This is a genomic window from Pseudotenacibaculum sp. MALMAid0570, assembly GCF_040151415.1.
In the GTDB taxonomy this organism is placed as follows: Bacteria; Bacteroidota; Bacteroidia; order Flavobacteriales; family Flavobacteriaceae; genus Polaribacter.
In genome coordinates, this window is record NZ_JBDKWF010000046.1 from 275,303 (window position 1) to 300,564 (window position 25,262).

Sequence of the window (25,262 nt, forward strand, 5' to 3'; positions counted from 1 at the left end):
ATTCATGAAATTTTATACTGTAAAAACACCACGTATTATTCAGAGATTGTTCTCTAACTATACGTGGTGTTTTTCTTCTGCCTCCAAAGAAATCTATTTAACTTTTGATGACGGTCCAACTCCTGAAGTTACAGAGTTTGTTTTGAATCAACTTGAAAACTTCAATGCAAAGGCTACCTTTTTTTGTATTGGAAAAAATGTAAAGTGCCATCATCACCTCTATGAGAGAATTCTTGAACAAGGACATTCAGTAGGGAATCATACTTTCAATCACTTGAAAGGGTTAAAAACAAAAAACAGCGTTTATATAGAAAACATAAAACACGCTGCTGCTCATATTCATTCTAACTTATTCAGGCCTCCATACGGAAAACTAAAATCATCTCAAGGACGCATCTTAAAAAAAGAAGGATATCAAATAATTATGTGGGATGTTCTAAGCGGAGATTTTGACACTTCTATTGGTCCTGAAAAGTGCTTACAAAATGTACTAAAGTACACGGGTAATGGAAGTATCGTTGTAATGCATGATAGTGCAAAAGCTAAAGAAAAGATTTTCTATGCTCTTCCAAAAATACTGGATTACTTTTCTAAAAAAGGTTTTGAATTTAAAGCAATTACTTAGAAGTATTGTTGCACTAAACCAATTAAAGTATTGGCATCTTGCTCTCCTGTTTGGCGCCATTTCATTTCTCCATTCTTATAGATCATGAACGTAGGGTTGCCTTTTACACGAAGTGCTTCAGCTAGTGTTTCATTTTTCTTGATGTCAATCTTTATCACCTTAGCTTTATCACCTAAGGCAGCTGCAACATCTCTTAAAGTATCCAAATTATTTTCAGCATCATCCCAGTCAAAATAGAAATCTATTAAGACCGGTTTTTCAACGCTTATTAATTCGCCAAACTTTGTCATCTCTAATTGTTTTTTTAGGGGGAAAAACCTACTTTATATACGGTTTCTTGTTTACAAATATAACATTTCTACACAATTGACCTGATTATCAAGCTTTTTTCAGCTCTATGACTGTAATTTCTGGCCAAATTCCAACCCTTCCTGGAAAGGCGTGATACCCAAATCCACGGTTAACATTCACATATCTTCCAAACTCTTCATAAAGTCCAGCCCATTGTTTATAGACATATTTTGAGGGACTCCATTTAATCCATCCAGGAATTTCAATTCCCATTTGTAAACCGTGTGTATGACCACATAAGGTTAAATGATAATGAAAATCATCATTTTTCACTTGAACATCCCAATGAGAAGGATCATGAGACATCAATACTTTAAAATCTTTTTCTTGAATACCTTCTGATGCCTTTTTTAAGTCTCCTTTCTTTTGAAAACCTCCTTTTCCCCAGTTTTCTACGCCAATTAAGGCAATTTTCTCGCCCTCTTTTTCTATATATCTATTCTCATTACAAAGTAATTCAAATCCCATTTTAGGATAAATCTCTTTAACCGCTTGAAAATTCGCTTTTTTAGCTTCTTGAGATGGCCAACTTGTATAATCTCCATAATCATGATTTCCTAAAACAGAATATTTACCATAAGGTGCATTTAACTCGCTAAACATAGCAATCCAATTATCCATTTCATTAGCTTTGTTGTTTACAATATCTCCTGTAAACAAAATCATATCAGAGTTCTGTTCATTGATCATGTTAACCCCATATTGGATTTTTTCTTGATTGGTAAAACTTCCAGAATGAATATCAGATATTTGAGTAATTGTAAATCCATCAAATGCCTCAGGCAAATCTTTAAAAGAGAGCTGATATTTTAAAACCTTATAATTGTATCTTCCTTGAATGATTCCATATAAAAATGACGCAAAAGGAATTGCAGCAACCGCTAAGGCTAATTGCGAAATAAATTTACGCCTTCCTACTATGGGTTTGGTAGGCTCATTACCTATCCAAGAAATTAATTTTTGAGTCCAACGCACTACATCTTCTCCAAATAAAATCAGCAATAATAATATCTTAGGAACCAATGCTGTTAACATCATTCCAGCTGCTAACTGAAATTGTTTGGTCTGACCGGCCGATCTTGGAGTAGTGAAAATGACAATCAAAAAATACGCATACACACTAATTCCTAATACTAACCATATCCATCTTATGATTTTACTTTTGGTTACAGTTTTAATAGCTTGGAATGCATAATATTCTAAGATAAAAACTACTACAGAAAAGATAATGAGAGGAATAATCCAACGAGGCATAAATCAATTTGATTTTAATAAAACAAAGATACTTGTAAAATAAGGTTTCAATTTTAACATGATGTTAAAGTTTTGTAGTTTTAGCATTCCAATACTTACACTTCATGTCTGATAAAAAACGACTTTTCCTTCTAGACGCATATGCATTGATCTTTAGAGGGTATTATGCATTCATAAAAAACCCTAGAATCAATTCAAAAGGAATGGATACTTCAGCTATTTTAGGCTTTACAAATTCATTGCTAGATGTGATTAAACGAGAAAGACCAGATCATCTGGCAGTTTGTTTTGACAAAGGTGGAAGTGTTGCTAGAACTGAAGTTTTTCCAGAATACAAAGCCAATAGGCAAGAAACACCGGAAGCAATTAAAATTGCTGTACCTTATATAGAAAAGATTCTGAAAGCTATGAACATTCCTGCTATTGTAAAAGAAGGGTATGAAGCTGATGATATTATTGGAACTTTGGCTAAAAAAGCTGAAAAAGAAGGATATCAAACCTATATGGTAACTCCTGATAAGGATTTTGCTCAATTGGTCTCTGAAAATATTTTTATGTACAGACCTCGCTTTGGAGGAGGATATGAAACTTGGGGAATTCCTGAAGTACAAGAAAAATTTGGTGTAGAACGACCCGAACAAGTCATCGATTTTTTAGGAATGATGGGAGATTCTGTAGACAATATTCCTGGATTACCTGGTGTGGGTGAAAAAACTGCAAAGAAATTTTTAGCCGCTTACGGATCTATGGAAGGGCTGTTTGCCAACATTCATGAGCTGAAAGGAAAAATGAAAGAGAAAGTAGAAGCCAGTCAAGATCTAGGTTTACTTTCTAAAGACCTAGCCACAATTATGTTGGATGTTCCTGTTGATTTTCACGAAGAAGATTTTGAGATGTGCTTGCCAAACATTGATGAAACAAAAACTATTTTTAACGAATTAGAGTTTCGTCGACTTACTGAAAACTTCTTAAAAACTTTTGCTACTTCTACTGAAACTACAAGTCAAGATACACCAACAGAACCTAGTCCTAAAAAGAAAAGCTCTTCACCTCCAAACGGGCAGTTTGATCTTTTTGCTACTCCTGGTTCTGGAAATGTTTCTGAAGAAGAAAGCATTCAAGGTTTCAAAACCATTAAAAACACTAACCATCTTTACCAACACGTTAACACATCATTGTCTAGAAAATTATTACTTCAAAAGCTAATGCAACAATCTTCTGTTTGTTTTGATACCGAAACAACTGGACTAAAAGCTTTGGAAGTAGAATTAATTGGAATTGCCTTTTCTTGGGAAATAGGTAAAGGATATTATGTTTCTTTCCCTGAAGATCAGGGTGAAACATCTGCAATTTTAGAAGAGTTTCGTCCTTTCTTTGAAAGTGATTCAATAGAAAAGATTGGTCATAATTTGAAATATGATATCAAGGTATTATCAAATTACAACATGCCAGTTAGCGGAAAACTATTTGACACGATGATTGCGCATTACCTCATCAACCCAGACATGCGTCATAATATGGATGTACTTGCAGAAACCTATTTAAATTATCAACCTGTTTCGATTACAGAACTAATAGGTAAAAAAGGGAAGAATCAATTATCAATGCGAGTAGTTCCTGTTGTTGATCAAACAGAATATGCTGTAGAAGATGCAGATATCACATTACAACTAAAAGAACATTTTACCAAAGAGCTGGAAAGCGGAAATGTAACCAAACTCTTTAATGATGTTGAATTGCCTCTGGTTTCTGTTTTAACTGCTATGGAAATTGAAGGAATTAATTTGAATATCGATTTCTTAAAAGAATTGTCTGTAGATTTAACCAGCGACATACAACGCTTAGAACAAAATATATACAAACAAGCTGGCGAAGAGTTCAATATTGCATCACCTAAACAATTAGGACCTATTTTGTTTGACAAACTCAAGCTAGTTGACAAACCTAAGAAGACCAAAACAGGACAATATTCTACAGCTGAAGACGTATTGTCTTATTTGGCAAAAGATCATCAAATAGTTTCCGATATTTTAGAATATCGTCAATACAAAAAATTACAGAGTACTTATGTAGATGCCTTGCCCGAAGAGATCAATCCAAAAACAGGAAGGGTACACACTGTGTATGCTCAGGCTGTTGCTGCCACAGGAAGATTGAGCTCTAATAATCCGAATTTACAGAACATTCCTATTCGAACAGAACGCGGACGTCAAGTTCGAAAAGCTTTTGTTCCTAGAGATGAAAATCATGTTTTGTTAGCGGCAGATTATTCACAAATAGAATTGAGAATTATTGCCGCATTAAGTGAAGAAGAAACCATGATTGAGGCTTTTAAAAACGGAGAAGATATTCATGCTTCTACTGCCGCCAAGGTGTTTAATGTCTCTATAGATGAAGTAACACGCGAGCAACGTAGCAATGCAAAAACAGTTAACTTTGGAATTATCTATGGTGTCTCTGCTTTTGGATTGAGTAATCAAACCAATTTAACTCGTAAGGAATCTAAAGAACTCATTGATTTGTATTACCAAACCTATCCAAAACTTAGGAGTTACATGGCTGAACAAGTAGATTTTGCCAGAGACAATGGATATGTTGAAACAGTATTACAAAGACGTCGTTATTTGAAAGACATCAATTCTAGAAATGCTATTGTGCGTGGTGCGGCAGAACGAAATGCTGTGAATGCTCCAATACAAGGATCAGCAGCAGATATTATCAAATTAGCAATGATTAACATTCACAACCGATTTGAAAAAGAGCAATTCAAGTCTAAAATGTTGTTACAAGTTCATGATGAATTGGTTTTTGATGCGCATAAAGATGAACTGGAAACTATCAAGCCTATCATCAAGCATGAAATGGAGAACGCTTTTAAAATGGCAGTTCCTTTAGATGTAGAAATGGGAATTGGTGAGAATTGGTTGGAGGCGCATTAAGAAAGTAGAATATTGAAAACAAATCATCTTATTAGTAAATCTCACTAATATCAATCTTCCATATCTTGAATTTTCTGAGCAACTGTTCCTCGTTCTCCTAACCTAATAATTTTAAAAATAGTGCTAGCAATAAATCCAGGATGGGTGATGAGTTTCCCTATCTTCGCAACGCTATCGTCTCTTGTTTGAATTAAAGCAGTTTGCTCATTTGTTGGGGTCTGCGAAAACTCTACTGCAAACTTCCAAGCACCGTCTCTAGCAAGTTTCATGCTAAAATCTACTAGGAAATCATCTACCTTTCCTGTCCATTTTAATATCTTTTTAAGTGTTGGCCATATACTCGCTAGGTCATTTTCAACTTTGAGAACCAAGGAAGAAAGAATCTCATTAATCTTATCAAAATCTCCTTTAAGATTCTGAATATCTTTTCCTTTCATTACTTCAGCAGCGGCAATTCCTAAGTCTAAATTAATATGAGCATTCATTCCTATTAACAAATGTTGCAAAACAATTGGCCAGTATTTTTTTGACAGCTCAAAAGCTATTTTCCAAGATGCTGTAACTGGTTTATTTTTCTCATACCCATAATAAGCGTCAATATATCTGCTAGCAAAAATAACATCCAACTTTTCCATTCTAGATCCATTGTCAAAAAAGTCATCTTCAATTCCTTCCTTCACTTTTACAGTAACTTGTTTGTACAAAGCAGCAAAGTAACCTAAAGGATCATTGTTCACTTTTGATGTTTCAATGATTTTATCTAGAGCTTCAATTACCTCATCTATGGTATGAATGGATTTCATTGTTTTGCAAATAAAGTATTTGATTAAAATTACTACCTTTTTTCAAATTAATAGAAAGTAGAAATACGTGTTTTAAATCGACAAAAAATCCTGATTATTTTTAATATGTTTGCAACAAGTTTAATCATTTAAAAACAATCAATTATGATTTTAGGAGTATCCGAATGGTTAGGTGCAAAAATTGGAATGCAAACTCAGCATGTAAGAATTGCTTTTCTTCTGCTATTAATTCTTGCTGGAACAGGAGTTTTGCTATATCTAGTTTTGTGGTTGGTAAAAACACTGTCGAAATAAACAGTAACCAACAGCCTAAATTTCCCCCGTTTTATACTCCTGTTGTTCTTTATGAATAGACAAAATCTTCTCATTTCTTAAACTAATGTGACTAATCTATAAAACGAGTGTCTAATTACTAAAACACAAATTTATATTTTATGAAAAAATTAGTTTTAGTAGCGATAGCCTTGATAGGATTAGCTGCATCTTCAAATGCTCAACAAATTTCTAAAAATGCTTTAGGTTTAAGGTTAGGTGATAGTGATGGCTTAGGTGCTGAGGTATCTTATCAAAGAGCATTGGGTGAAAACAATCGTCTAGAGATAGATCTTGGATGGAGAAATGGGAACAATTTTGATGGTTTTAAAGCTACAGGTTTGTATCAATGGGTATGGAACATAGATAACGGATTCAATTGGTTTGCTGGATTTGGTGGCGGATTAGGTTCTTATAGTTTTGACGATACTACTCTTGACAATGAAACATTTTTGTTTGCAGCTGGTAGTATTGGTGTTGAATATAATTTTGATATACCTTTATTAATCTCTTTAGATGTTAGACCAGAATTTGGATTTGGTGATTTTAATGACGATTTAGATTTTGATATTGCCTTAGGAATTAGGTATCAATTTTAAATTATACTCCTTGAAAATAAAAAAGCCACTTAAAAGTGGCTTTTTTATTTATTTCACAAATCGATATGTAACCTTGACTAAAAAGGTATTCTCTTTTTTCTGATCAATGATTTGATTTCGTAATGCTTCGCCTAAACTATTTCTTGGATCATCTAAACCTGTTACCCCCTGAGACCAAACTAAAAAGATTTCAGAACCCGGAATATACTCCCAACGAGCTACTAAGTTTGATCGGAATTGAACAAAAGAAAAGTCTGGATTTCCAAAATTATAATCGACATTTCCATCTGTATTTTCATCAACCTCATACAATCCGTTGTTCAAGGTTATTTGATTTGCGTTATATACAGCAACACGATCACTTAAGTCTTCTGCTACAGCATTATTCACATAGTTAAAGTCTGAATAACGTCCTCTTGAAATAAAAGGCTGTCCGTAATATTGAATTGATAGGTTTGGGTTGATACTATAATTCAATCTCAATGTAGTTGTCCAAGTTCTCTGTTCAATATCACCCAAAATATAACGGGTAGTATTTCCAAATCCTCGTTGGGTAACATACTGTGTTTTGTTATCGTTGATATTAAATTCTGTGCTTAAAGATAAATTCAGTGCATTTAGTGGTTGATAATTCATACGTACAACATATCTTCTAAACAAGAAGGCGTTTTGTTGCACTTTGTTTCCAACATGCCCTAAAGTAAAGTTGAACTTCTTTTGTTGATCAGATCCAAAAAACAAAAAGTAAAAGTTTTCATCACTATATCTCCATCTTGGCCCTCCTCGTAAGAATGTATTGATAAATATTCTTGGTTTGTGACCGAAACCAGCTTCAGTCCACCAATTATTATCCCAGTTAATATCGCCGTTAATCTCATAATTGGTTCGATTATGATTTCCTTCAAAGTCATAGGTAGTAGATTGGGAAAGTCGTAATTGTGCTCTTCGATATACCTTCGTAGGTGTTTGCCATAAGTACCGAATGTTTGAAAACTGACGAATTTCATCTGCTTGTCTTAAAAACCCAATATCATTCAATTCCAATTCTGGTGATCTCCAAAAAACACCAGCACCATATCTCCAATTTCCTCCACCAGCTTTTCCAAATTCCATTCTTCCTCCTGTTCCTGTTAAACTAGTTCTTGTTGGATCAACTTCTACATGACTTGCATCTACACGTTGAAATAAATGCGTAATTGAATTCTGTGTAGCAGTAATTGCTTCTGGGCTTCCCGTTACGTGAGATGATACAATGTTTCCTCTAACAAAATAGTCGCGGTTCTTCCAATTGTGCATAAAGTCAATTCCTCCAGTATAAGCAGCTTTATGAAGGTAATTGAAATTCCCATCAAGGTTTCGATTTGTAGCAGTAAATATCCCTCCAATAAAGCTATTTCTGTCATTAAAATCTTTTTGCGCCCTAGCCACAAAGTAGTTGGTTAGCGGTTCAACAATTTCTTTTCTTCTCGATCCATTGCTATCTACCTCAGCATATTCATTTGCTGTTACACTTTCTAAGATTCCTATTGACCATCCATTTTTTGTTTTTCCTGAAAATTTAGCAGCTCCTAAAATGGTAGTATTCACAGGTACATCGGCAAATTCACCTGAAGATAAAGAAGGGAATCCATGTGGGCTTCTCCCAACTCTTCGGCTGTAAAAAAGATTATCTTGTCCGTTAGCAAAACGAAAATCAAAAATATTCTTATTCTCTACGAAAAAGGGTCTTTGTTCTCTAAAAAAGATTTGAAATCCATCTAATGCTATAGCACCGGGGTCAGCTTCTACTTGTCCAAAATCTGGATTTACAGTCAAATCCAAAGTAAGGTCATTAGTAATTCCAATTTTAGCATCTAATCCTGCATTTACAGTATAATCGCTACCATCTCTAAAAGGATTGTTGGGTACCTTTTGATAAGCATCAAACTGATTGACTAAAAAAGGCTGAATCTCTAATTGTTTTTGTGATTCTAAATTTAGCAATCCATGTAATTCACCAATATCACTAATAAATCCCGCAGAAGTATTTGGAATTCTTTGCCAAAGCGAACGTTCATTCTCTCTAAAAAAATTTCTATTGACATTCAGCCCCCAAATCTGTTCTTTCGATTTTCCAAAACGCAGCTGACTGAAAGGAATTTTCATTTCTGCAGTCCAACCTTTGTCATCACTCGCAGCTTTAGTATACCAAATTGGATTCCAACTGTCGTCCCAATTGTTTCCATTATCTGTAGCTATTTCATCCCCTTTTACTCCAGCTGCAGTAATTGTAAATACAAAGGCTGTTCTTTTATCATGGTAGCTATCAATAATCACATTTACTCTATCTCCAGCAAATCCATCTCTTCTTGATAATCGCTTCTCTATCAAGTCAGGTTCATCATCAAACGCTCTAATGGCAACATATAAGTATTTTGCATCATAGGTAATTTTAAATCTTGTTTGATACGTTGGAGGTGTTCCTTCATCAGGGTCTTTTTCTACAAAATCGGTTCCCCATTCCACTGCATTCCAACTTTCATCATCTAAAATCCCATCAATTTTAGGAGGGTTGCTAATTGGTTTGGTTGTATATATTTTTTTTGGAACTATAATATCTTGACTCAATACACTTTGAGTAAAAACAAATACAACAAAAAATGCTATTGTTAGTTTGAGTTGGTTGGCTTTCATTATTCCACTTAAAATGATTGCAAAACTAATGGTATTGCTACTGTTAACGAATAAAATTATCTTAAAAACTTCCTAATTATTTCCCTTAAGATTTTACAGAGGTATTCAAATCTAAAACACTTCTTTCTTAAGGTTCTGTTAATTCGCTATTTTTTAACTTTTTGAGTTAATGAAATAATCCAAGCTGAGTGTTTGTCAATCAAATAATTAGTGGTACATTTGCACTCCTTTTTAAAGGAAAAAATTAATTATTAATCAGAACAAAAACTAAAAGTGTAATTATGAGCACATTAAGTTACAAAACAGTATCGGCTAACAAAGCTACCGTAAACAAGGAGTGGGTTTTAGTTGATGCGGACGGGCAAACGTTGGGTCGTCTAGCTTCTAAAGTAGCAAAGCTAATTAGAGGTAAATACAAACCAAACTTTACTCCTCACGTAGATTGTGGAGATAACGTGGTTATTATCAACGCAGACAAAATTAACTTATCAGGAAAGAAATGGACTGATAAATCGTACATCCGTCACACTGGATATCCAGGTGGTCAGAGATCGTTAACTGCAACAGAAATGTTTGAAAAAGATCCTACTAGATTAGTAGAGAAAGCAGTAAAAGGGATGTTACCAAAAAACAAATTAGGTAGCGCTTTATTTAGAAACTTATATGTATATGCTGGCGGAGAGCACAAGCAAGAGGCTCAAGCTCCAAAAGCTATTAACTTAAACGATCTTAAATAATGGAAACAGTACACAAAATAGGTAGAAGAAAAACGGCTGTGGCTCGTGTTTATGTTTCTAAAGGAAAAGGAAACATTACTATCAATAAAAGAGAGTTAGCAAACTATTTTACAACTCCAACTTTACAATACAAGGTTCAACAACCTTTAATGTTAACAGAGAACTTAAGCTCTTACGACATTAAAGTAAATGTATATGGTGGAGGTGTAACTGGCCAGGCTGAAGCAATTCGCCTTGGAATTACCAGAGCTCTTGTAGCAATTAACGAAGAAAACAAAGCGGTATTAAAACCAGAAGGATTATTAACTCGTGACCCAAGAATGGTTGAGCGTAAGAAATTTGGTCAGAAAAAAGCCCGTAAGAAATTCCAGTTCTCGAAACGTTAATATGCTGAACTCGTTTCAGTATTTACTGGAACTGAGTCGGTGTTATTTTCAGAGAACTGTTATCAATTTTTATATAACAGTTTAGCATCTAAATATGTGAGACTCGGAAGACTACTTACATATTGCTAGTAACAGAAAGTAAACAAATTTAAAATGGCAAACGTAGACATTAAAGAATTATTAGAAAATGGAGTACACTTTGGTCACTTGACAAGAAAGTGGAACCCAAACATGGCTCCATACATTTATACAGAGCGTAACGGTGTTCACATCATCGATTTGTATAAAACAGCAGCAAAAATAGAAGACGCTTCTAAAGCTTTGCAAAAGATTGCAAACTCTGGAAGAAAGATTTTATTTGTAGCTACTAAAAAACAAGCAAAAGATATTGTTGCAGAAAAAGCAAGTTCTGTAAACATGCCTTACATCACAGAAAGATGGCCAGGTGGTATGTTAACAAACTTTGTAACTATCAGAAAAGCTGTAAAGAAAATGGCTTCTATTGATAGAATGAAACAAGATGGTTCTTTTGACGCTTTATCTAAAAGAGAAAAATTACAAATCAATCGTCAGAGAGAAAAATTAGACAAGAACTTAGGTTCTATTGCTGATATGACTCGTTTACCTGGTGCAATTTTTATTGTTGATATCAAAAAAGAGCACATTGCTATTGCTGAAGCTCAAAAATTGAATATTCCAATCTTTGCAATGGTAGATACAAATTCAGATCCAAGACCAGTTGATTTTGTAATTCCAGCTAATGATGATGCTTCAAAATCTATCGATAAAGTATTAAGCTACATCACTGATGCTATTGCAGAAGGTTTAGCAGATAGAAAAGCAGACAAAGAAAAAGCAAAAGTTGAAGCTGAAAAGGAAGTAACGAAAGAAGCTCCAAAAGCTGAAGTAGCTAAGGAAGAAGCTGTTGAAGAAAAATAAAATTTAAAATGTGTAATCGTTGATTCGTTTAACTGTTTAAATTATTCGATTTAACAATTAGGCAAATCAACAAATAAACAATAAGAAAAATGGTTAAAATAACCGCTGCAGAAGTAAACAAACTAAGAAAGGCAACTGGTGCTGGAATGATGGATTGTAAAAAAGCATTAGTTGAAGCAGAAGGAGATTTTGATAAAGCAATCGAGATCTTACGTAAGAAAGGTCAGAAAGTAGCTGCTAAAAGAGCAGATAGAGAATCTACTGAAGGTGCTGCAATTGCAAAAGTAAATGCAGACAATACGAAAGGAATTTCTATCGTGTTAGGTTGCGAAACTGATTTTGTTGGTAAAAACGAAAGTTTTGTAAGCTTAGCTCATGAATTAGCTGAAGTTGCTTTAAATCATGCTTCTAAAGAAGAATTTTTAGCTGCTGATTTTGATGGAATGACTGTTAGTGAGAAGTTAATTGAACAAACAGGAGTAATTGGTGAAAAATTAGATATCAATGCTTTTGAAGTTGTTGAAGCTCCATTTGTAGGATCATACATTCACGCTGGTAACAAAATTGCTACTATTGTTGGCTTATCTTCTAATGTAGAAGGTTCTGCTGTTGTAGCTAAAGATGTTGCTATGCAAGCAGCTGCAATGAACCCAATTGCTTTAAACGAAGAAGGAGTTGACGCTACAGTAATTGAAAAAGAAATTGAGATTGCTAAAGATCAATTAAGAGCTGAAGGAAAACCTGAAGCAATGTTAGACAATATTGCAAAAGGAAAAATCAAGCGTTTCTTTAAAGATAATACTTTAGTAAATCAAGCATTCATTAAAGACAGCAAACAAAGCGTTGCACAATACGTAAAAACTATTGGTGATGTGTCTGTTACAGACTTTAAACGTGTTGCTTTAGGATAAGCTAATTATAGTTTTAAATATAAAAACCTCGCTTCCAACGATTCGGAATGCGAGGTTTTTTCATTTACGGCTCTCAGTCTTAAAAGAAAAAAAATGCTTAGTTTTGCTCAACTTTTCAAAACTATGCAATACAAAAGAATCCTTTTAAAATTAAGTGGAGAAGCCTTAATGGGCGAAAGACAATACGGAATTGATCCACAACGCCTGAAAGAATACGCCAAAGAAATCAAAGAAGTTGTTGATAAAGGAATTGAACTTGCCATTGTTATTGGCGGGGGAAATATCTTTAGAGGAGTAGCTGGTGCTAGTAATGGTATGGACCGCGTTCAAGGAGATCATATGGGAATGTTAGCTACTTGTATTAATGGATTAGCTTTACAAAGTGCTCTAGAGGACGAAGGAATTTACACTCGTTTACAAACTGCTATCGAGATTAAAGAAATGGCAGAACCTTACATCAAAAGAAGAGCCAATCGTCATTTAGAAAAAGGAAGAGTTGTTATTTTTGGAGCAGGTACTGGAAATCCGTATTTCACAACTGATACCGCAGCTGTTCTAAGAGCTATTGAAGTTAATGCCGATGCCATATTAAAAGGAACTCGTGTAGATGGAATCTACAATGCAGATCCTGAAAAGGATAAAAATGCTATCAAATTTGACACAATTACATACAAAGATGTTCTTAACAAAGGGTTAAAAGTGATGGATATGACTGCTTTTACTTTGAGTGAAGAGAACAAATTGCCTATTATTGTATTTGATATGAACAAAAAAGGAAACTTATTAAAATTAGTTTCTGGTGAACCAATAGGAACAATCGTTAATCAATAAAAGATTTTTAGCAATGAATGAAGAAATAGAATTTATTATTGACGCTGCAAAAGAACAAATGCAAAGCGCAATTGATCATTTAGCAAAAGAATTAAGAAGTATTAGAGCTGGAAAAGCTTCTCCATCTATGTTGGCAAATATTACTGTAGACTACTATGGTTCTCAAACTCCTTTAAGTCAGGTTGCCAATGTAAATACTCCCGATGCTAGAACAATTAGTATTCAACCTTGGGAAAAACAAATGCTTCAAGAAATTGAAAAAGCAATTATGATTGCTAATATTGGCTTTAACCCAATGAACAACGGAGAGAGTATCATCATTAATGTTCCTCCTTTAACAGAAGAAAGACGTAGAGATTTGGCAAAGCAAGCCAAAGCAGAGGCAGAACATGCAAAAGTTGGTGTGAGAAATGCTAGAAAGGATGCTAATAATGATGTAAAAAAATTAGATGTTTCTGATGATTTGAAAAAAAATACGGAAACAGACATCCAAGATTTAACTGATTCTTACGTAAATACAGTAGACGAAATGTTTGCTGTTAAGGAAAAAGAAATTATGACAGTTTAAATTCAATATACATATATAGTAAAAGAGTGCAATTGCACTCTTTTTTTATGCTCTCTAATCACTTCAAATAACTACCTTTGCTAAAATTTTTGAAATGGATTTCTGGTCTAGAGTATCAAGAGTTATTTTAAGGAATAGATATCTGGTACTCATTCTTATAGCTGCTTTTACTGCTTTTTTGGTAACCCAAATGAAGTATATGAAGTTTTCATATACAGAAGCCAATCTTCTCCCAGAAAATCATGAAGTAAATATTCAATACAATCAGTTTTTAGAAATCTTTGGTGAGGAAGGCAATTTAATTATTCTTGGAATAAAAGATTCTACTGTTTTTACTCCTGAAAAATTCAATGCTTGGAATCAATTAGCAAAATCGTTAGACACATTAAAAGAAGTTGATTTTACAGTTTCTATAGCTGATGTTAAAAGATTACGAGCCGACAGAAAGAACAGAAAATTCATCTTAGAACCTTTATACAATAGTGTCCCTGACACAAAACAAGAGGTAAATGAAGTGAAGAAACAGCTTTTTGAAAAGCTTCCGTTTTATGACAATTTACTCTATAATAAAGAAACGGGAACTCTTCAAACTGCTATTTATTTAGACAAAAAGATTGTAAACACTCTGGCTCGAAAAACATTTGTTTTTCAAAAATTAGATCCCATTATAAAGGCATTTGAAAAAGAACAAAGCTTAGATGTTAGAGTATCAGGAATGCCCTATATCAGAACAGTGAATTCACAAAACATTGTTGATGAAATTGGTCTTTTTGTTGGAGGAGCTTTACTGATTACTGCATTAATATTCTTCTTCTTTTTCCGTTCGTTTAGAGCCACCTTTATTACTCTTTTAGTGGTAACAATTGGGGTAACTTGGGCCTTTGGATTTATTGGTCTTTTAGGATATGAGATTACTGTATTAACTGCTTTAATTCCTCCACTTATTATTGTAATTGGAGTTCCAAATGCTGTATTCTTAATTAATAAGTATCAGCAAGAAATTAAAAAACACGGTCAGCAGGCAAAAGCTTTACAGCGCGTGATTAGTAAGATTGGAAATGCCACTTTAATGACAAATATTACAACTGCTTCAGGGTTTGCAACCTTTGTTTTTGTAAAAAGTCAACTGTTACGTGAGTTTGGTATTCTAGCTTCATTAAACATCATTAGCATTTTTATTTTAGCCCTTTTAATTATTCCTATCCTATATAGTTTTATGGCTACGCCTAAAGAAAAACATTTAAATCATCTAGAGAGACAATGGATGGAAAATGTGGTGAATTGGATGGAAAAAATGGTGCGAGAGCAAAGAATTGCTGTGTATATTACTACAGTTGCCATTATCATACTAGGAATTATAGGATTGTATCAAATTAGAGTTTCTGGAAGCCTCATAGAAGACATGCCTAAGAGCAAAGCTTTTTATAAAGACATCAAATTTTTTGAAAATGAATTTGGAGGAATCATGCCTCTAGAAATTTTGGTCGATACGAAAAAAGAAAAAGGAGTCATGAAGCTTTCCACTCTGAAAAGAATGGAAAAAATCAATGAAGAAATAGGATCATTTCCGGAGCTATCCAAACCAATATCTATAGTAAACTTGGTAAAATACTCTAAACAGGCTTACTACAAAGGAAACCCAAAATATTATCAATTACCCTCTTCACAAGAACAGAGTTATATTTTTGCTTACACAAGAAATTCTGATGGAAATGCAGACATGCTTAAGAATTTTGTTGATTCTACTGGTAGATATGCAAGAATTACAACCTTTATGAAAGATATTGGAACAGATAAAATGGACAATATTCAAGAGAGGTTACAGCAAGTAATAGACAAAGAATTTCCTAGCAAACGTTATAGTGTTTCACTTACTGGAAAAGCATTGGTGTTCTTAAAAGGAACCAATTATTTAATTAGTAATTTGGTCTTCTCACTTTCTCTTGCTATTGTATTAATCTCCTTATTTATGGCTTGGATGTTCCGATCATTACGAATGATTCTGATTTCCATCATTCCAAATATGTTGCCACTTCTTATTACTGCTGGATTAATGGGATTCTTTGATATTCCTATAAAACCTTCAACTATCTTAGTTTTTAGTATAGCTTTTGGGATCTCTGTTGATGACACAATACACTTTCTTGCAAAATATCGTCAAGAGTTAATCGCAAATAATTGGGCAATTCGAAAATCGGTATATGCTGCTTTAAGAGAAACTGGAGTGAGCATGTTCTATACATCTATTGTACTCTTTTTTGGCTTTTTAGTCTTTACAGTATCTAGCTTTGGAGGAACGATAGCCCTAGGTGGATTGGTATCTATTACCTTGTTATTTGCAATGGTATCTAACCTGTTATTACTTCCTTCATTGTTGCTTACTTTTGAAGACAAGATTGCTAATAAGAAAGTCTTTAAAGAACCTGCAATTAAGATCATTCCACAGGAAGAACAGAACAAGTAGTTTTCTAACAACATCTTACCATTATTCCTTAGGCATTCATTGCTCATTTTCTGCCAAAAAAGTATCTTTGTGCCTTTGGTAACAAAATCAATTATTGAATTATAGAAGAAATGAAAGTAAGTAGCGTAGCCGAATTATTAAAATCGGATTTATTTTTACAAGAAGTAGCTGTTAAAGGATGGGTAAGAACATTTAGAAGTAATCGTTTTATTGCTTTAAATGATGGTTCGACTATTCATAATATTCAATGTGTTGTTGATTTTGAAAATACTGATGAAGCTCTTTTAAAGAGAATTGCAACAGGAGCTGCTGTAAGCATTATTGGGACTTTGGTTGAGAGTCAAGGAAAAGGACAATCTGTAGAGATTCAAGTTACTGAGCTTGAAATTTTGGGAGATTCAAACCCCGAAGAATATCCAATACAGCCTAAAAAACACAGCATGGAGTTCCTACGCGAAAATGCACATTTACGTGTAAGAACTAATACTTTTAGTGCGGTAATGAGAATGCGTTCAGCGCTGTCATTTGCTGTTCACAAATATTTCCAAGAGAACGGCTTTAACTATGTACATACACCTATTATCACAGGGTCTGATGCTGAAGGGGCTGGTGAAATGTTTCGTTTAAGCACATTAGATCCAACTAAAATCCCATTAACTGAAGAAGGTGAGGTTGATTATTCACAGGACTTTTTCGGAAAAGAAACCAACCTTACAGTTTCTGGACAATTAGAGGCAGAAACCTATGCAATGGCATTAGGAAAAGTATATACTTTTGGCCCTACATTTAGAGCTGAAAACTCGAATACAACACGTCACTTGGCTGAGTTCTGGATGATTGAACCTGAGGTAGCGTTTATGGATTTGGATGGAAACATGGATTTATCTGAAGATTTTATCAAATCTGTTTTAAGCTATGTTTTAGAAAACTGTAAAGAAGATTTAACTTTCTTAGACCAACGTTATGCAAAAGAAGAAAGTCAAAAACCACAAGCGCAAAGAAGTGGTATGGGACTACTAGAAAAACTTCATTTTGTAGTAGACAACAATTTTAAAAGAGTAAGTTATACTGAGGCTATTGATATTTTAAGAAACTCAAAACCTAATAAAAAGAAAAAGTTCCAATTTCCAATCAACGAATGGGGAGCTGATCTACAATCTGAACACGAAAGATTTTTAGTAGAAAAGCATTTTAAATGCCCAGTAATCTTATTTGATTACCCTGCTTCTATAAAAGCATTTTACATGCGTTTGAATGACGATGGTAAAACAGTAAGAGCGATGGATGTTTTATTCCCTGGTATTGGAGAAATTGCCGGAGGTAGTCAAAGAGAAGAGCGTTTGGATGTTTTAAAAGAAAAAATTCAAGCCATGGATATTGATGAAAAAGAATTGTGGTGGTATTTAGATCTTAGAAAATACGGAACTGCAGTTCATTCTGGTTTTGGACTTGGTTTTGAACGTTTGGTTCAATTTGCAACAGGTATGGGTAACATTAGAGACGTTATTCCTTTTCCAAGAACACCTCAAAATGCTGAGTTTTAATTAGGCTTCTTTTTGTATCTTTAATCATATGCTTAAACAAAGTTTACAACAAAAACTTTTACAAAAACTATCTCCTCAACAAATTCAGTTGATGAAACTTATTCAGTTGCCAACTCAGGCATTTGAAGAGCGTCTAAAACAAGAAATTGAGGAAAATCCTGCATTGGATACTGGAAAAGAAGAACCTGATAGTTTTGAAGATTCTTTAGCAAATGAATATGATGATGACGGAACAGAAAAAATAGATACTGAAGACATTAATATTGATGAGTATCTAAGTGATGACGAGATTCCTAATTACAAAACACAAACAAATAACTACTCTGCTGATGATGATGAGAAGCATATTCCTTATGCAGCTGGAACTACCTTTCATCAATCGTTAAAAAATCAATTGAATACTTTTCGCATTGATGAAGAAGAGCGTTCTATCTGTGAGTTTTTAGTGGGTAGTATTGACGATAGTGGTTATATAAGAAGAAGCATTATTGATCTTGTAGATGATCTTGCTTTTACTCAAAATGTTTTCACAACGGAAGAAAAAGTTGAAGGACTTTTAACCAAAGTTGTTCAAACTTTAGACCCTATTGGTGTTGGAGCTAGAGATTTAAAAGAGTGCTTAATTATTCAGCTTAAGGTTAAAAAGGAAGATGTTACTCGTAACCTTGCTATTAATATATTAGAGAATGCTTTTGATCACTTTGTGAAAAAGCACTATAAGAAGTTATTGGAAAAATTTGATATTTCTGAAGAGCAATTAAAAAATGTTATCACAGAAATTTCAAAATTAAATCCGAAACCAGGCAGTTCTTATGCTGGTAATAATAAAATAGCAGAACAAATTGTTCCTGACTTTACCATTCGAATTTTAGATGGTGAATTAGATTTAACGTTAAATGCAAGAAATGCTCCTGAGCTACATGTTTCAAAAGAATATAACAACATGTTAAAAGGATATCAAGAATCTTCTGAGAAAAGTAAATCTCAAAAAGACGCAGTACTTTTTATCAAGCAAAAGTTAGATGCAGCCAAGTGGTTTATTGATGCTATTAAACAAAGGCAACAAACACTTTTGGTAACGATGAATTCTATCATGCATTATCAATATGATTATTTCCTAACAGGTGATGAGCGTAAGTTAAAGCCTATGATTTTGAAAGATATTGCAGACCAGATTAATATGGATGTATCTACAGTATCTAGGGTTGCCAATAGCAAATATGTTTCTACTCCTTATGGAACAAAACTGATTAAGGAGTTTTTCTCTGAATCGATGAAAAACGATCAAGGGGAAGATGTTTCTACCAGAGAAATTAAAAAGATTTTAGAGACTGTAATTGGTGAAGAGGATAAAAAGAAACCTTTAACGGACGAAAAGCTTTCAAAGCTTTTGAAGGAGAAAGGGTATCCAATTGCAAGAAGAACTGTAGCTAAATACAGAGAACAGTTAGATATTCCTGTAGCTCGACTTAGAAAGGAAATCTAATGAGATTTCACAAGGTAATATCTACTATTTTACATCCTATCGTAATTCCTACTTTAGGAGTTTTGCTTTACTTTATTTTTGTCAACCAATCAGTCACTCAAAAACAACAACTTTTGCTGTTAGCTTTGGTTTTTGGAATCACATACTTAATTCCTTTACTCGCTTTAATTGTGTTAAAATCGCTTGGAATTATTGAAGACTTTCAAGTTAAGACAATCAAAGAAAGACGATTTCCTGTTATTTTTATGATTGTCTTGTTCTACTTATTAGGAAATACTTTAGCAAATCTTCCAACATTGCGAAATTTAGGATTGTTATTTTTTGGAACATCACTAAGCCTTGTTATTATTTACCTACTTTTTAGTTTCAAATTAAAATCTAGTTTACACTTAGTTTCAATGGGAAATGCCGTAAGTTTTTTTCTAATTATTTCTAATATCTATTATCTATCATTACTTCCCATTGTAATGGTCTTAATTTTATTGTCAGGACTCTTGGCCAGTTCTCGTTTGTATTTAAAAGCGCATACACCTCAAGAACTAGCTTTAGGTTTTTTCATCGGAATGATAAGTCAGTTTGCTATTTTTTCTTTCTTACAATAGATAGAAAATCAATCCTATCTTAATAATTTTTGTAGAAATATCCGTTGTTCCAATTGAAGAGTCTTTAAGAATTGGTGTTAAACCATAGTAAACATGTGCTGTAAATGCATCGTATCCAACAGACATTGTTAATCCGTATTGCCATTGATTAAACCTTGAAACATTTTTAAAGGAGAACGTTTGAGCCCCATCATTATATCTAAAAGTATTAGATAAGTTATAGCTTACTTTGATTCCAGTATATATCCTCCAATAACTATATTTATTTGCATTAGAGTCTCTCCATCTAATCTCTAGAGGAAATTCTAAACTATGAATAGAAAGTTTATTAGATGTAATTGTATTGTCTACTTCAAAGGTAATTGCATTGTTAATTTCAGAGACTTTAAGTCCATGATTAAAAGAATCAAAACTATATCCAATACCAATTCCAACAGATACGCTTCCTCTTTTATTTAAAATAAAGTCTTTAATGAATCCAGAAGAAAGTCCATACGAAAACCCACTTCCTCCTACTTGACTTGGCTGATCAAATAGTTGATCATAAGCAATAAGAAAGTACAGTTGATCTTCTGCATATCGATCACCTAACTGCAAAGAGTCTTTTTGAGCATTTCCAATACTAATTGACAGTACTAGAAAAAAGAAGAGTATTGTTTTTTTCATTTAGCTTTTAAGGTTCTACTCAAAAATACAACTTTGGAATAATTAGATTATTGTTATTTGTACAAAATAAAAAGGGAACTCATAATTGAATTCCCTTTTTTATAACTTGATGACAAATTTTTAGTTGTCTGTACCTGTATTAGTTGAATAACTCAACTTTAAGGCATTAACATCTCTTAATTTTAATCTGATATCGGTAATAATACCAACACTAGCTTCTCTGTCTGCTTTGATAGAAGTTGTCATAAAAGGAATTTCTCCTTCTGATACATCTTCTCTTTCTCTAAAGATAAATGCCGGAACATCATCAGGTGTAGCAATCTTATCATTCAATTGAATTCTATTGTACCCTGTACCGTATTTTGCATCTTTAGCTTTTCCTACATAAATAGTACTTACCAAACTTTTGTGCTCTAATTTTTTAATTTCAGTAGCACTTGGTAGTCTTGGCGTATCTATTAACAAAGAAGTCTCTCTCATTGTTGTTGTTACCATAAAGAAGAACAACAACATAAAAACGATATCTGGTAAAGCGGCAGTATTTACTGCTGGCATACCTTTTTTCTTCTTTTTAAACTTAGACATACTCTATAATTTTAAAATTGTTAATTAGAAGAAGTTGGTTCTGCGTCAGAAATAATTTGAGGGTATGAAGTTTTAATATCTTCAACCTTCTTTTTTAGATCTTCATCTTGACGTTGACTATCTTTATATGCTTTTTCCAACTCAGTATACAACATTCCATATCGTTGTTGAGACAATCTATTTCTTAATACAGTATAAGCTTTCAACAACTCATTCTGTACCTCAATATATGTGCCATATTCTGTACCACGGTCACTTTGAACCGAAATAATTGCTTTGTTAGGGTGGTCTGAAGAAGACTCACTTCTTTCTCCTTGACAATAATCACAAGGTGATCCTGGTGTTCCATCTTCTCCTGGTTTTCCAACTCCTCCACCATTATCAATAAATTTAATGGCAGCTTCTTTCAAGTCTTTTATTTCCATCAACTCACCTTCTACCAACAGTTCATTATTTCTGTTGATGTTTACCTCAAAGATGTTTTTCTCTTTGATAATAGGCGGTTTATAATCTGGCGGTGGTTTCTCTGATAACTTCTTAGAAATTCCTGAATCAACATTCATTGTTGTGGTTACTAAGAAGAAAATCAATAACAGAAACGCGATATCGGCCATAGACCCCGCATTAATTTCTGGTATATCTCTTCTTGCCATATTCTAAGATTTTACTAAACTTTTTACCATATCTACTAGGAACATTCCTAATCCAACAGCACCAAGAATTACGCTAAACCAAATTCCTGTACTAGACCAAACATTTGAAGTTTCTCCTTGAGCTCCTCCATCTAACACTTTTCCTGAAGCATCTACTACTTCTGAAGCATCATGTAAGAAATAAGAAATCACCAACACTACGGCTAATGCTCCTATGCTTAAAAGAGTTTTCTTTAACTGCTCTGGTTTTTTGATTAAACTAGAAATTGATGAAATTAATGACGCTGCAACAGCAATTCCTAAAACTATAATTGTAACCCAAACGAATGGAGAAATAATAGAGTTTTGTAAATCAGCTGTACTTTCGATAGCTTCATCACCAGCAGATAAAATTCTGATGTAGAAAAAAGCACCTATTAACGCTATAACAACAGCTACAATAGTAAGTACTTTTGTTAATTTATTATTATTCATAATTACTTACTATTTTTTATATTTCACTAATAAGTCGATTAAAGTGATAGAAGCATCTTCCATGTTGTTTACAATGCTATCTACTTTAGAAACTATGTAATTGTAAAATATCTGTAAGATAATTGCAACAATTAAACCAAATACTGTTGTTAATAATGCAATTTTAATACCGTCTGCTACAACCGCAGGAGAGATATCGTTTGCAACAGCAATTTTATCAAAAGCTTCAATCATACCAATTACAGTTCCCATGAACCCTAACATCGGTGCTAGTGCAATAAATAAAGATAACCAAGAAACATTTTTCTCTAGTAATCCCATTTGAACTCCACCATAACCAATTACAGCTTTTTCTGCAGCTTCTACTCCTTCATCAACTCTATCTAAACCTTGGTAAAAGATAGATGCAACTGGCCCTTTAGAATTTCTACAAACTTCTTTTGCAGCTTCTACACCACCAGAACTTAAAGCATCATCTACACTAGCAACTAATTTCTTAGTATTTGTTGTAGCCATGTTTAAATAAATAATTCTTTCGATAGCAATTGCTAAACCTAATATTAGAGCAACTAATACAATTCCCATAAATGAAGGTCCTCCTTCAATAAAACGTTGTTTTAAAATTTGGTGAAAAGTTTGTTCAGCTTCTTGTGCAGAAATAGACTGAATGGCTCCAAAAAACATAAATCCTGTAACTGTTAGGACATTTACTACTTTTTTCATCGTTGTTATAATTAATTTTTAATAGTTAACGGGTTAAATATATGAAATTTTACTTGCAACAAAATAAAATCACATGTGTCTAAGTCCTTCAAAAATCAAGCCAAGACAATACTTTATCCTATTGCGGACAGCAAGTAACAAAAAATAGTTGGTTTCTTAAAAAAAAATATAGGGTATTTCTGGGAGATTTATGAAAAACAAAAAGATTTAACAATTTCCTTGTTAATTTGAAATTTCTCCACGTAAAGATTCTTGGTAATACTTTACAAATTCTTCTTTATTCAAACCTGCACCTAATAAATACATTAATTTGGCAATAGCAGATTCCGTAGTAATATCACTTCCTCCAATAACTCCAATTTCTTTTAACCGAGTACTGGTTTCATAGTGACCCATAATCACAGAACCTCCAGAGCATTGAGTTACATTAACTATGTGTACTCCTTTTTTTACCGTATCAGAAAGCAAATCTATAAACCAATCTTCAGTAGGTGCGTTACCTGCTCCGTAGGTTTCCATAACAATTCCCTTTAAATTTGGAATGTTTAAAATACTTTCTACTACATTTTTTGAAATTCCTGGAAATAATTTTAAAATAGCAATGTCTGTAACCAAGTCTTTCCTCACAATCAAACTTTCCTGTTTTGATTTTAATAATAAGTTTTCATTAAAGTGAAGGTGCACTCCACTTTCTGCTAATGGTGGATAATTCATTGAAGCAAATGCTTCAAATTGTTCTGCACTTAACTTTGTTGTTCTATTTGCTCTATATAGTTTGTACTCAAAATACAAACAAACTTCACTTATAATAGGCTTACCATTATTATAAGCACTAGCTATCTCTATGGAAGTAATTAGGTTCTCCTTAGCATCTGTTCTTAGATATCCTATTGGTAGTTGAGATCCTGTAAAAACAACTGGTTTTTGTAAATTTTCTAACATAAAGCTAATTGCAGAAGATGTGTAAGACATCGTATCTGAACCTGTTAAAATCACAAAGCCATCAAATTTTTTATAATTCTCTTCAATCACTTCTACAATCTTAACATAATAATGAGTATTCATGTTTGACGAATCTATAGGTTCATCAAAGGAAACCGACTCAATATCACAATCTAATTGATTCAGTTCTGGAATATTATCAAGGATTTGAGAAAAATTAAATGCTCTTAATGCATTCGTGTCATAATCTTTTATCATTCCTATCGTTCCTCCAGTATAGATCAATAGTATATTTCTTTTGGTTGCCATTTTGTCATTCATTTTAATGATAAAATCAATTGGAATAATTTATGCTATAAATTTACTGTACAAAAGTCGAATAAAATTTTAAAATACATACTATGATATACGATCCAATATATTTATTAATAATAGGAGGAATTACACTTTTTAGTTGGGCAGTAAGTAACACCTTAAAAAGAAAGTTCAAACAATACTCTAAAGTTCAATTAAGGAATGGAATGAGCGGGGCAGAAATTGCAGAAAAGATGTTAGCCGATCATGGAATTCGAGATGTGAAAGTCATTTCTACACCTGGAATGTTAACCGACCATTATAATCCTAAAAACAAAACAGTGAATTTAAGTGCTGGCGTTTACAATCAAAGAAATGCAGCTGCTGCAGCCGTTGCAGCACATGAAGTTGGGCATGCTGTGCAACATGCTAATGCTTACCAATGGCTCACCATGCGTACACAATTGGTTCCTGTTGTTAATGTTTCTTCTCGTTTTTCGATGTGGCTGGTTATTGGGGGAATTATTCTAGGAGCAGCGACATCAAATACAGGAATGGGTTTTAATATAGCTATCGCTGGTCTTGTTTTAATGGCCATGGCAACTATATTTAGTTTCATTACACTGCCTGTAGAATACGACGCCAGTAATAGAGCTTTAGCATGGTTGAAAAATAAAAACATGGTAAGTCAACAAGAATATGAAGGCTCTAAAGATGCATTAAAATGGGCCGCAAGAACATATTTAGTAGCTGCTTTAGGATCCTTAGCAATGCTACTTTACTGGGGATTCCAAATTCTTGCCAATAGAGATTAATAAAAAAGTTTTGAAGTTATAGGAGACGCTTTCAGTTTTGAAAGCGTCTTTTCTTTTTAGTAGAGGTTAAACATCTATTCAACTTG

The 25,262-nt window shown here is 33.3% G+C and carries 25 protein-coding genes; 15 read left to right on the forward strand and 10 right to left on the reverse strand.

Annotated features, from left to right (window positions below):
* Window positions 1–4 precede the first annotated feature (4 nt).
* Window positions 5–625 (forward strand): polysaccharide deacetylase family protein, encoded by a 621-nt coding sequence (locus AAON49_RS05925; RefSeq protein WP_349553334.1) that lies wholly within the window; start codon window positions 5–7, stop codon window positions 623–625.
* Here AAON49_RS05925 and AAON49_RS05930 read toward each other — a convergent pair.
* Together AAON49_RS05930 and AAON49_RS05935 are read right to left on the reverse strand one after the other, a co-directional pair.
* On the reverse strand, window positions 622–915 hold the full coding sequence (locus tag AAON49_RS05930) for a thioredoxin family protein (RefSeq protein ID WP_349553336.1): 294 nt from the start codon (window positions 913–915) through the stop codon (window positions 622–624). The genes AAON49_RS05925 and AAON49_RS05930 overlap by 4 nt on opposite strands.
* An 88-nt stretch (window positions 916–1,003) precedes the next feature.
* Window positions 1,004–2,230, reverse strand: coding sequence for a metallophosphoesterase (locus tag AAON49_RS05935; RefSeq protein ID WP_349553338.1), 1,227 nt, complete (start codon window positions 2,228–2,230; stop codon window positions 1,004–1,006).
* A gap of 104 nt (window positions 2,231–2,334) precedes the next feature.
* Here AAON49_RS05935 and polA point away from each other — a divergent pair, with 104 nt between their 5' ends.
* Complete coding sequence (gene polA / locus AAON49_RS05940; protein WP_349553339.1) at window positions 2,335–5,169, forward strand: DNA polymerase I; 2,835 nt, start codon at window positions 2,335–2,337, stop codon at window positions 5,167–5,169.
* A gap of 50 nt (window positions 5,170–5,219) precedes the next feature.
* On the opposite strand, the gene AAON49_RS05945 is transcribed toward polA, so the two are convergent.
* Window positions 5,220–5,972 (reverse strand): DUF5995 family protein, encoded by a 753-nt coding sequence (locus tag AAON49_RS05945; RefSeq protein ID WP_349553341.1) that lies wholly within the window; start codon window positions 5,970–5,972, stop codon window positions 5,220–5,222.
* 144 nt (window positions 5,973–6,116) lie between these two features.
* Here AAON49_RS05945 and AAON49_RS05950 point away from each other — a divergent pair, with 144 nt between their 5' ends.
* Both AAON49_RS05950 and AAON49_RS05955 read left to right on the forward strand, forming a co-directional pair.
* A complete protein-coding gene (locus AAON49_RS05950) occupies window positions 6,117–6,266 on the forward strand; it encodes a PspC domain-containing protein (RefSeq protein ID WP_349553343.1) in 150 nt (49 codons plus the stop codon).
* 140 nt (window positions 6,267–6,406) lie between these two features.
* On the forward strand, window positions 6,407–6,883 hold the full coding sequence (locus AAON49_RS05955; protein ID WP_349553345.1) for a porin family protein: 477 nt from the start codon (window positions 6,407–6,409) through the stop codon (window positions 6,881–6,883).
* A 48-nt stretch (window positions 6,884–6,931) separates the two neighbouring features.
* Here the strand turns inward: AAON49_RS05955 and AAON49_RS05960 are convergent, their stop codons facing one another.
* Entirely contained in the window at window positions 6,932–9,556 is a 2,625-nt protein-coding gene (locus AAON49_RS05960; RefSeq protein WP_349553347.1) for a DUF5916 domain-containing protein, read from the reverse strand.
* Window positions 9,557–9,837: 281 nt separating this feature from the next.
* Here AAON49_RS05960 and rplM point away from each other — a divergent pair, with 281 nt between their 5' ends.
* The 10 genes from rplM to AAON49_RS06010 all read left to right on the forward strand — a co-directional run bounded on the left by rplM (window position 9,838) and on the right by AAON49_RS06010 (window position 20,024).
* Entirely contained in the window at window positions 9,838–10,293 is a 456-nt protein-coding gene (gene rplM / locus AAON49_RS05965; RefSeq protein WP_349553349.1) for a 50S ribosomal protein L13, read from the forward strand.
* Window positions 10,293–10,679 carry a 30S ribosomal protein S9 gene (gene rpsI, locus AAON49_RS05970; RefSeq protein WP_349553350.1) on the forward strand — a complete coding sequence of 129 codons (387 nt, stop codon included), beginning with the start codon at window positions 10,293–10,295 and terminating at the stop codon, window positions 10,677–10,679. The genes rplM and rpsI overlap by 1 nt, the downstream gene beginning before the upstream one ends.
* Window positions 10,680–10,832: 153 nt before the next feature.
* On the forward strand, window positions 10,833–11,618 hold the full coding sequence (gene rpsB, locus AAON49_RS05975; protein WP_349553352.1) for a 30S ribosomal protein S2: 786 nt from the start codon (window positions 10,833–10,835) through the stop codon (window positions 11,616–11,618).
* Between the two features lie 89 nt (window positions 11,619–11,707).
* Window positions 11,708–12,529, forward strand: a complete 822-nt coding sequence (gene tsf / locus AAON49_RS05980; protein WP_349553354.1) for a translation elongation factor Ts — start codon at window positions 11,708–11,710, stop codon at window positions 12,527–12,529.
* Between the two features lie 123 nt (window positions 12,530–12,652).
* Window positions 12,653–13,360: a UMP kinase gene (pyrH, locus tag AAON49_RS05985; RefSeq protein ID WP_349553355.1), complete on the forward strand. Its 708-nt coding sequence runs from the start codon at window positions 12,653–12,655 to the stop codon at window positions 13,358–13,360.
* Window positions 13,361–13,373: 13 nt separating this feature from the next.
* Window positions 13,374–13,928, forward strand: a complete 555-nt coding sequence (frr, locus tag AAON49_RS05990; protein WP_349553357.1) for a ribosome recycling factor — start codon at window positions 13,374–13,376, stop codon at window positions 13,926–13,928.
* Between the two features lie 94 nt (window positions 13,929–14,022).
* On the forward strand, window positions 14,023–16,392 hold the full coding sequence (locus AAON49_RS05995; protein ID WP_349553359.1) for an efflux RND transporter permease subunit: 2,370 nt from the start codon (window positions 14,023–14,025) through the stop codon (window positions 16,390–16,392).
* Between the two features lie 110 nt (window positions 16,393–16,502).
* Window positions 16,503–17,936: an asparagine--tRNA ligase gene (gene asnS / locus AAON49_RS06000; RefSeq protein ID WP_349553360.1), complete on the forward strand. Its 1,434-nt coding sequence runs from the start codon at window positions 16,503–16,505 to the stop codon at window positions 17,934–17,936.
* 28 nt (window positions 17,937–17,964) lie between these two features.
* Window positions 17,965–19,422, forward strand: coding sequence for an RNA polymerase factor sigma-54 (gene rpoN, locus AAON49_RS06005; protein WP_349553361.1), 1,458 nt, complete (start codon window positions 17,965–17,967; stop codon window positions 19,420–19,422).
* A complete protein-coding gene (locus tag AAON49_RS06010; protein WP_349553363.1) occupies window positions 19,422–20,024 on the forward strand; it encodes a hypothetical protein in 603 nt (200 codons plus the stop codon). The genes rpoN and AAON49_RS06010 overlap by 1 nt, the downstream gene beginning before the upstream one ends.
* Here AAON49_RS06010 and AAON49_RS06015 read toward each other — a convergent pair.
* From AAON49_RS06015 to AAON49_RS06040, 6 genes are all read right to left on the reverse strand, one after another.
* Complete coding sequence (locus tag AAON49_RS06015; protein WP_349553364.1) at window positions 20,016–20,690, reverse strand: porin family protein; 675 nt, start codon at window positions 20,688–20,690, stop codon at window positions 20,016–20,018. The genes AAON49_RS06010 and AAON49_RS06015 overlap by 9 nt on opposite strands.
* A gap of 120 nt (window positions 20,691–20,810) precedes the next feature.
* On the reverse strand, window positions 20,811–21,275 hold the full coding sequence (locus AAON49_RS06020; protein ID WP_349553366.1) for an ExbD/TolR family protein: 465 nt from the start codon (window positions 21,273–21,275) through the stop codon (window positions 20,811–20,813).
* A 20-nt stretch (window positions 21,276–21,295) separates the two neighbouring features.
* The gene (locus AAON49_RS06025; RefSeq protein ID WP_349553367.1) at window positions 21,296–21,928 is read right to left on the reverse strand and encodes an ExbD/TolR family protein; all 633 of its coding nucleotides are present in this window, start codon (window positions 21,926–21,928) and stop codon (window positions 21,296–21,298) included.
* Window positions 21,929–21,931: 3 nt separating this feature from the next.
* The gene (locus tag AAON49_RS06030; RefSeq protein WP_349553369.1) at window positions 21,932–22,402 is read right to left on the reverse strand and encodes a hypothetical protein; all 471 of its coding nucleotides are present in this window, start codon (window positions 22,400–22,402) and stop codon (window positions 21,932–21,934) included.
* 9 nt (window positions 22,403–22,411) lie between these two features.
* The gene (locus tag AAON49_RS06035) at window positions 22,412–23,125 is read right to left on the reverse strand and encodes a MotA/TolQ/ExbB proton channel family protein (RefSeq protein ID WP_349553370.1); all 714 of its coding nucleotides are present in this window, start codon (window positions 23,123–23,125) and stop codon (window positions 22,412–22,414) included.
* A gap of 222 nt (window positions 23,126–23,347) precedes the next feature.
* Entirely contained in the window at window positions 23,348–24,376 is a 1,029-nt protein-coding gene (locus AAON49_RS06040) for an asparaginase (protein WP_349553372.1), read from the reverse strand.
* Between the two features lie 92 nt (window positions 24,377–24,468).
* Between AAON49_RS06040 and AAON49_RS06045 the strand changes: the two genes are divergently transcribed.
* Entirely contained in the window at window positions 24,469–25,176 is a 708-nt protein-coding gene (locus AAON49_RS06045; protein WP_349553373.1) for a zinc metallopeptidase, read from the forward strand.
* The last annotated feature ends 86 nt before the right edge of the window (window positions 25,177–25,262 follow it).

Bases quoted from the DNA above. Each gene is read 5' to 3' on its own strand.
- rpoN (WP_349553361.1), top strand. From the start codon at position 17,965: ATGCTTAAACAAAGTTTACAACAAAAACTTTTACAAAAACTATCTCCT.
- AAON49_RS05925 (WP_349553334.1), top strand. From the start codon at position 5: ATGAAATTTTATACTGTAAAAACACCACGTATTATTCAGAGATTGTTC.
- AAON49_RS05930 (WP_349553336.1), bottom strand. From the start codon at position 915: ATGACAAAGTTTGGCGAATTAATAAGCGTTGAAAAACCGGTCTTAATA.
- AAON49_RS06030 (WP_349553369.1), bottom strand. From the start codon at position 22,402: ATGAATAATAATAAATTAACAAAAGTACTTACTATTGTAGCTGTTGTT.
- tsf (WP_349553354.1), top strand. From the start codon at position 11,708: ATGGTTAAAATAACCGCTGCAGAAGTAAACAAACTAAGAAAGGCAACT.
- rplM (WP_349553349.1), top strand. From the start codon at position 9,838: ATGAGCACATTAAGTTACAAAACAGTATCGGCTAACAAAGCTACCGTA.
- frr (WP_349553357.1), top strand. From the start codon at position 13,374: ATGAATGAAGAAATAGAATTTATTATTGACGCTGCAAAAGAACAAATG.
- AAON49_RS05935 (WP_349553338.1), bottom strand. From the start codon at position 2,230: ATGCCTCGTTGGATTATTCCTCTCATTATCTTTTCTGTAGTAGTTTTT.
- AAON49_RS05960 (WP_349553347.1), bottom strand. From the start codon at position 9,556: ATGAAAGCCAACCAACTCAAACTAACAATAGCATTTTTTGTTGTATTT.
- rpsB (WP_349553352.1), top strand. From the start codon at position 10,833: ATGGCAAACGTAGACATTAAAGAATTATTAGAAAATGGAGTACACTTT.
- AAON49_RS06035 (WP_349553370.1), bottom strand. From the start codon at position 23,125: ATGAAAAAAGTAGTAAATGTCCTAACAGTTACAGGATTTATGTTTTTT.
- AAON49_RS06040 (WP_349553372.1), bottom strand. From the start codon at position 24,376: ATGGCAACCAAAAGAAATATACTATTGATCTATACTGGAGGAACGATA.
- AAON49_RS06015 (WP_349553364.1), bottom strand. From the start codon at position 20,690: ATGAAAAAAACAATACTCTTCTTTTTTCTAGTACTGTCAATTAGTATT.
- AAON49_RS06045 (WP_349553373.1), top strand. From the start codon at position 24,469: ATGATATACGATCCAATATATTTATTAATAATAGGAGGAATTACACTT.
- rpsI (WP_349553350.1), top strand. From the start codon at position 10,293: ATGGAAACAGTACACAAAATAGGTAGAAGAAAAACGGCTGTGGCTCGT.
- AAON49_RS05995 (WP_349553359.1), top strand. From the start codon at position 14,023: ATGGATTTCTGGTCTAGAGTATCAAGAGTTATTTTAAGGAATAGATAT.
- AAON49_RS05945 (WP_349553341.1), bottom strand. From the start codon at position 5,972: ATGAAATCCATTCATACCATAGATGAGGTAATTGAAGCTCTAGATAAA.
- AAON49_RS05950 (WP_349553343.1), top strand. From the start codon at position 6,117: ATGATTTTAGGAGTATCCGAATGGTTAGGTGCAAAAATTGGAATGCAA.
- asnS (WP_349553360.1), top strand. From the start codon at position 16,503: ATGAAAGTAAGTAGCGTAGCCGAATTATTAAAATCGGATTTATTTTTA.
- pyrH (WP_349553355.1), top strand. From the start codon at position 12,653: ATGCAATACAAAAGAATCCTTTTAAAATTAAGTGGAGAAGCCTTAATG.
- AAON49_RS06025 (WP_349553367.1), bottom strand. From the start codon at position 21,928: ATGGCAAGAAGAGATATACCAGAAATTAATGCGGGGTCTATGGCCGAT.
- AAON49_RS06010 (WP_349553363.1), top strand. From the start codon at position 19,422: ATGAGATTTCACAAGGTAATATCTACTATTTTACATCCTATCGTAATT.
- polA (WP_349553339.1), top strand. From the start codon at position 2,335: ATGTCTGATAAAAAACGACTTTTCCTTCTAGACGCATATGCATTGATC.
- AAON49_RS05955 (WP_349553345.1), top strand. From the start codon at position 6,407: ATGAAAAAATTAGTTTTAGTAGCGATAGCCTTGATAGGATTAGCTGCA.
- AAON49_RS06020 (WP_349553366.1), bottom strand. From the start codon at position 21,275: ATGTCTAAGTTTAAAAAGAAGAAAAAAGGTATGCCAGCAGTAAATACT.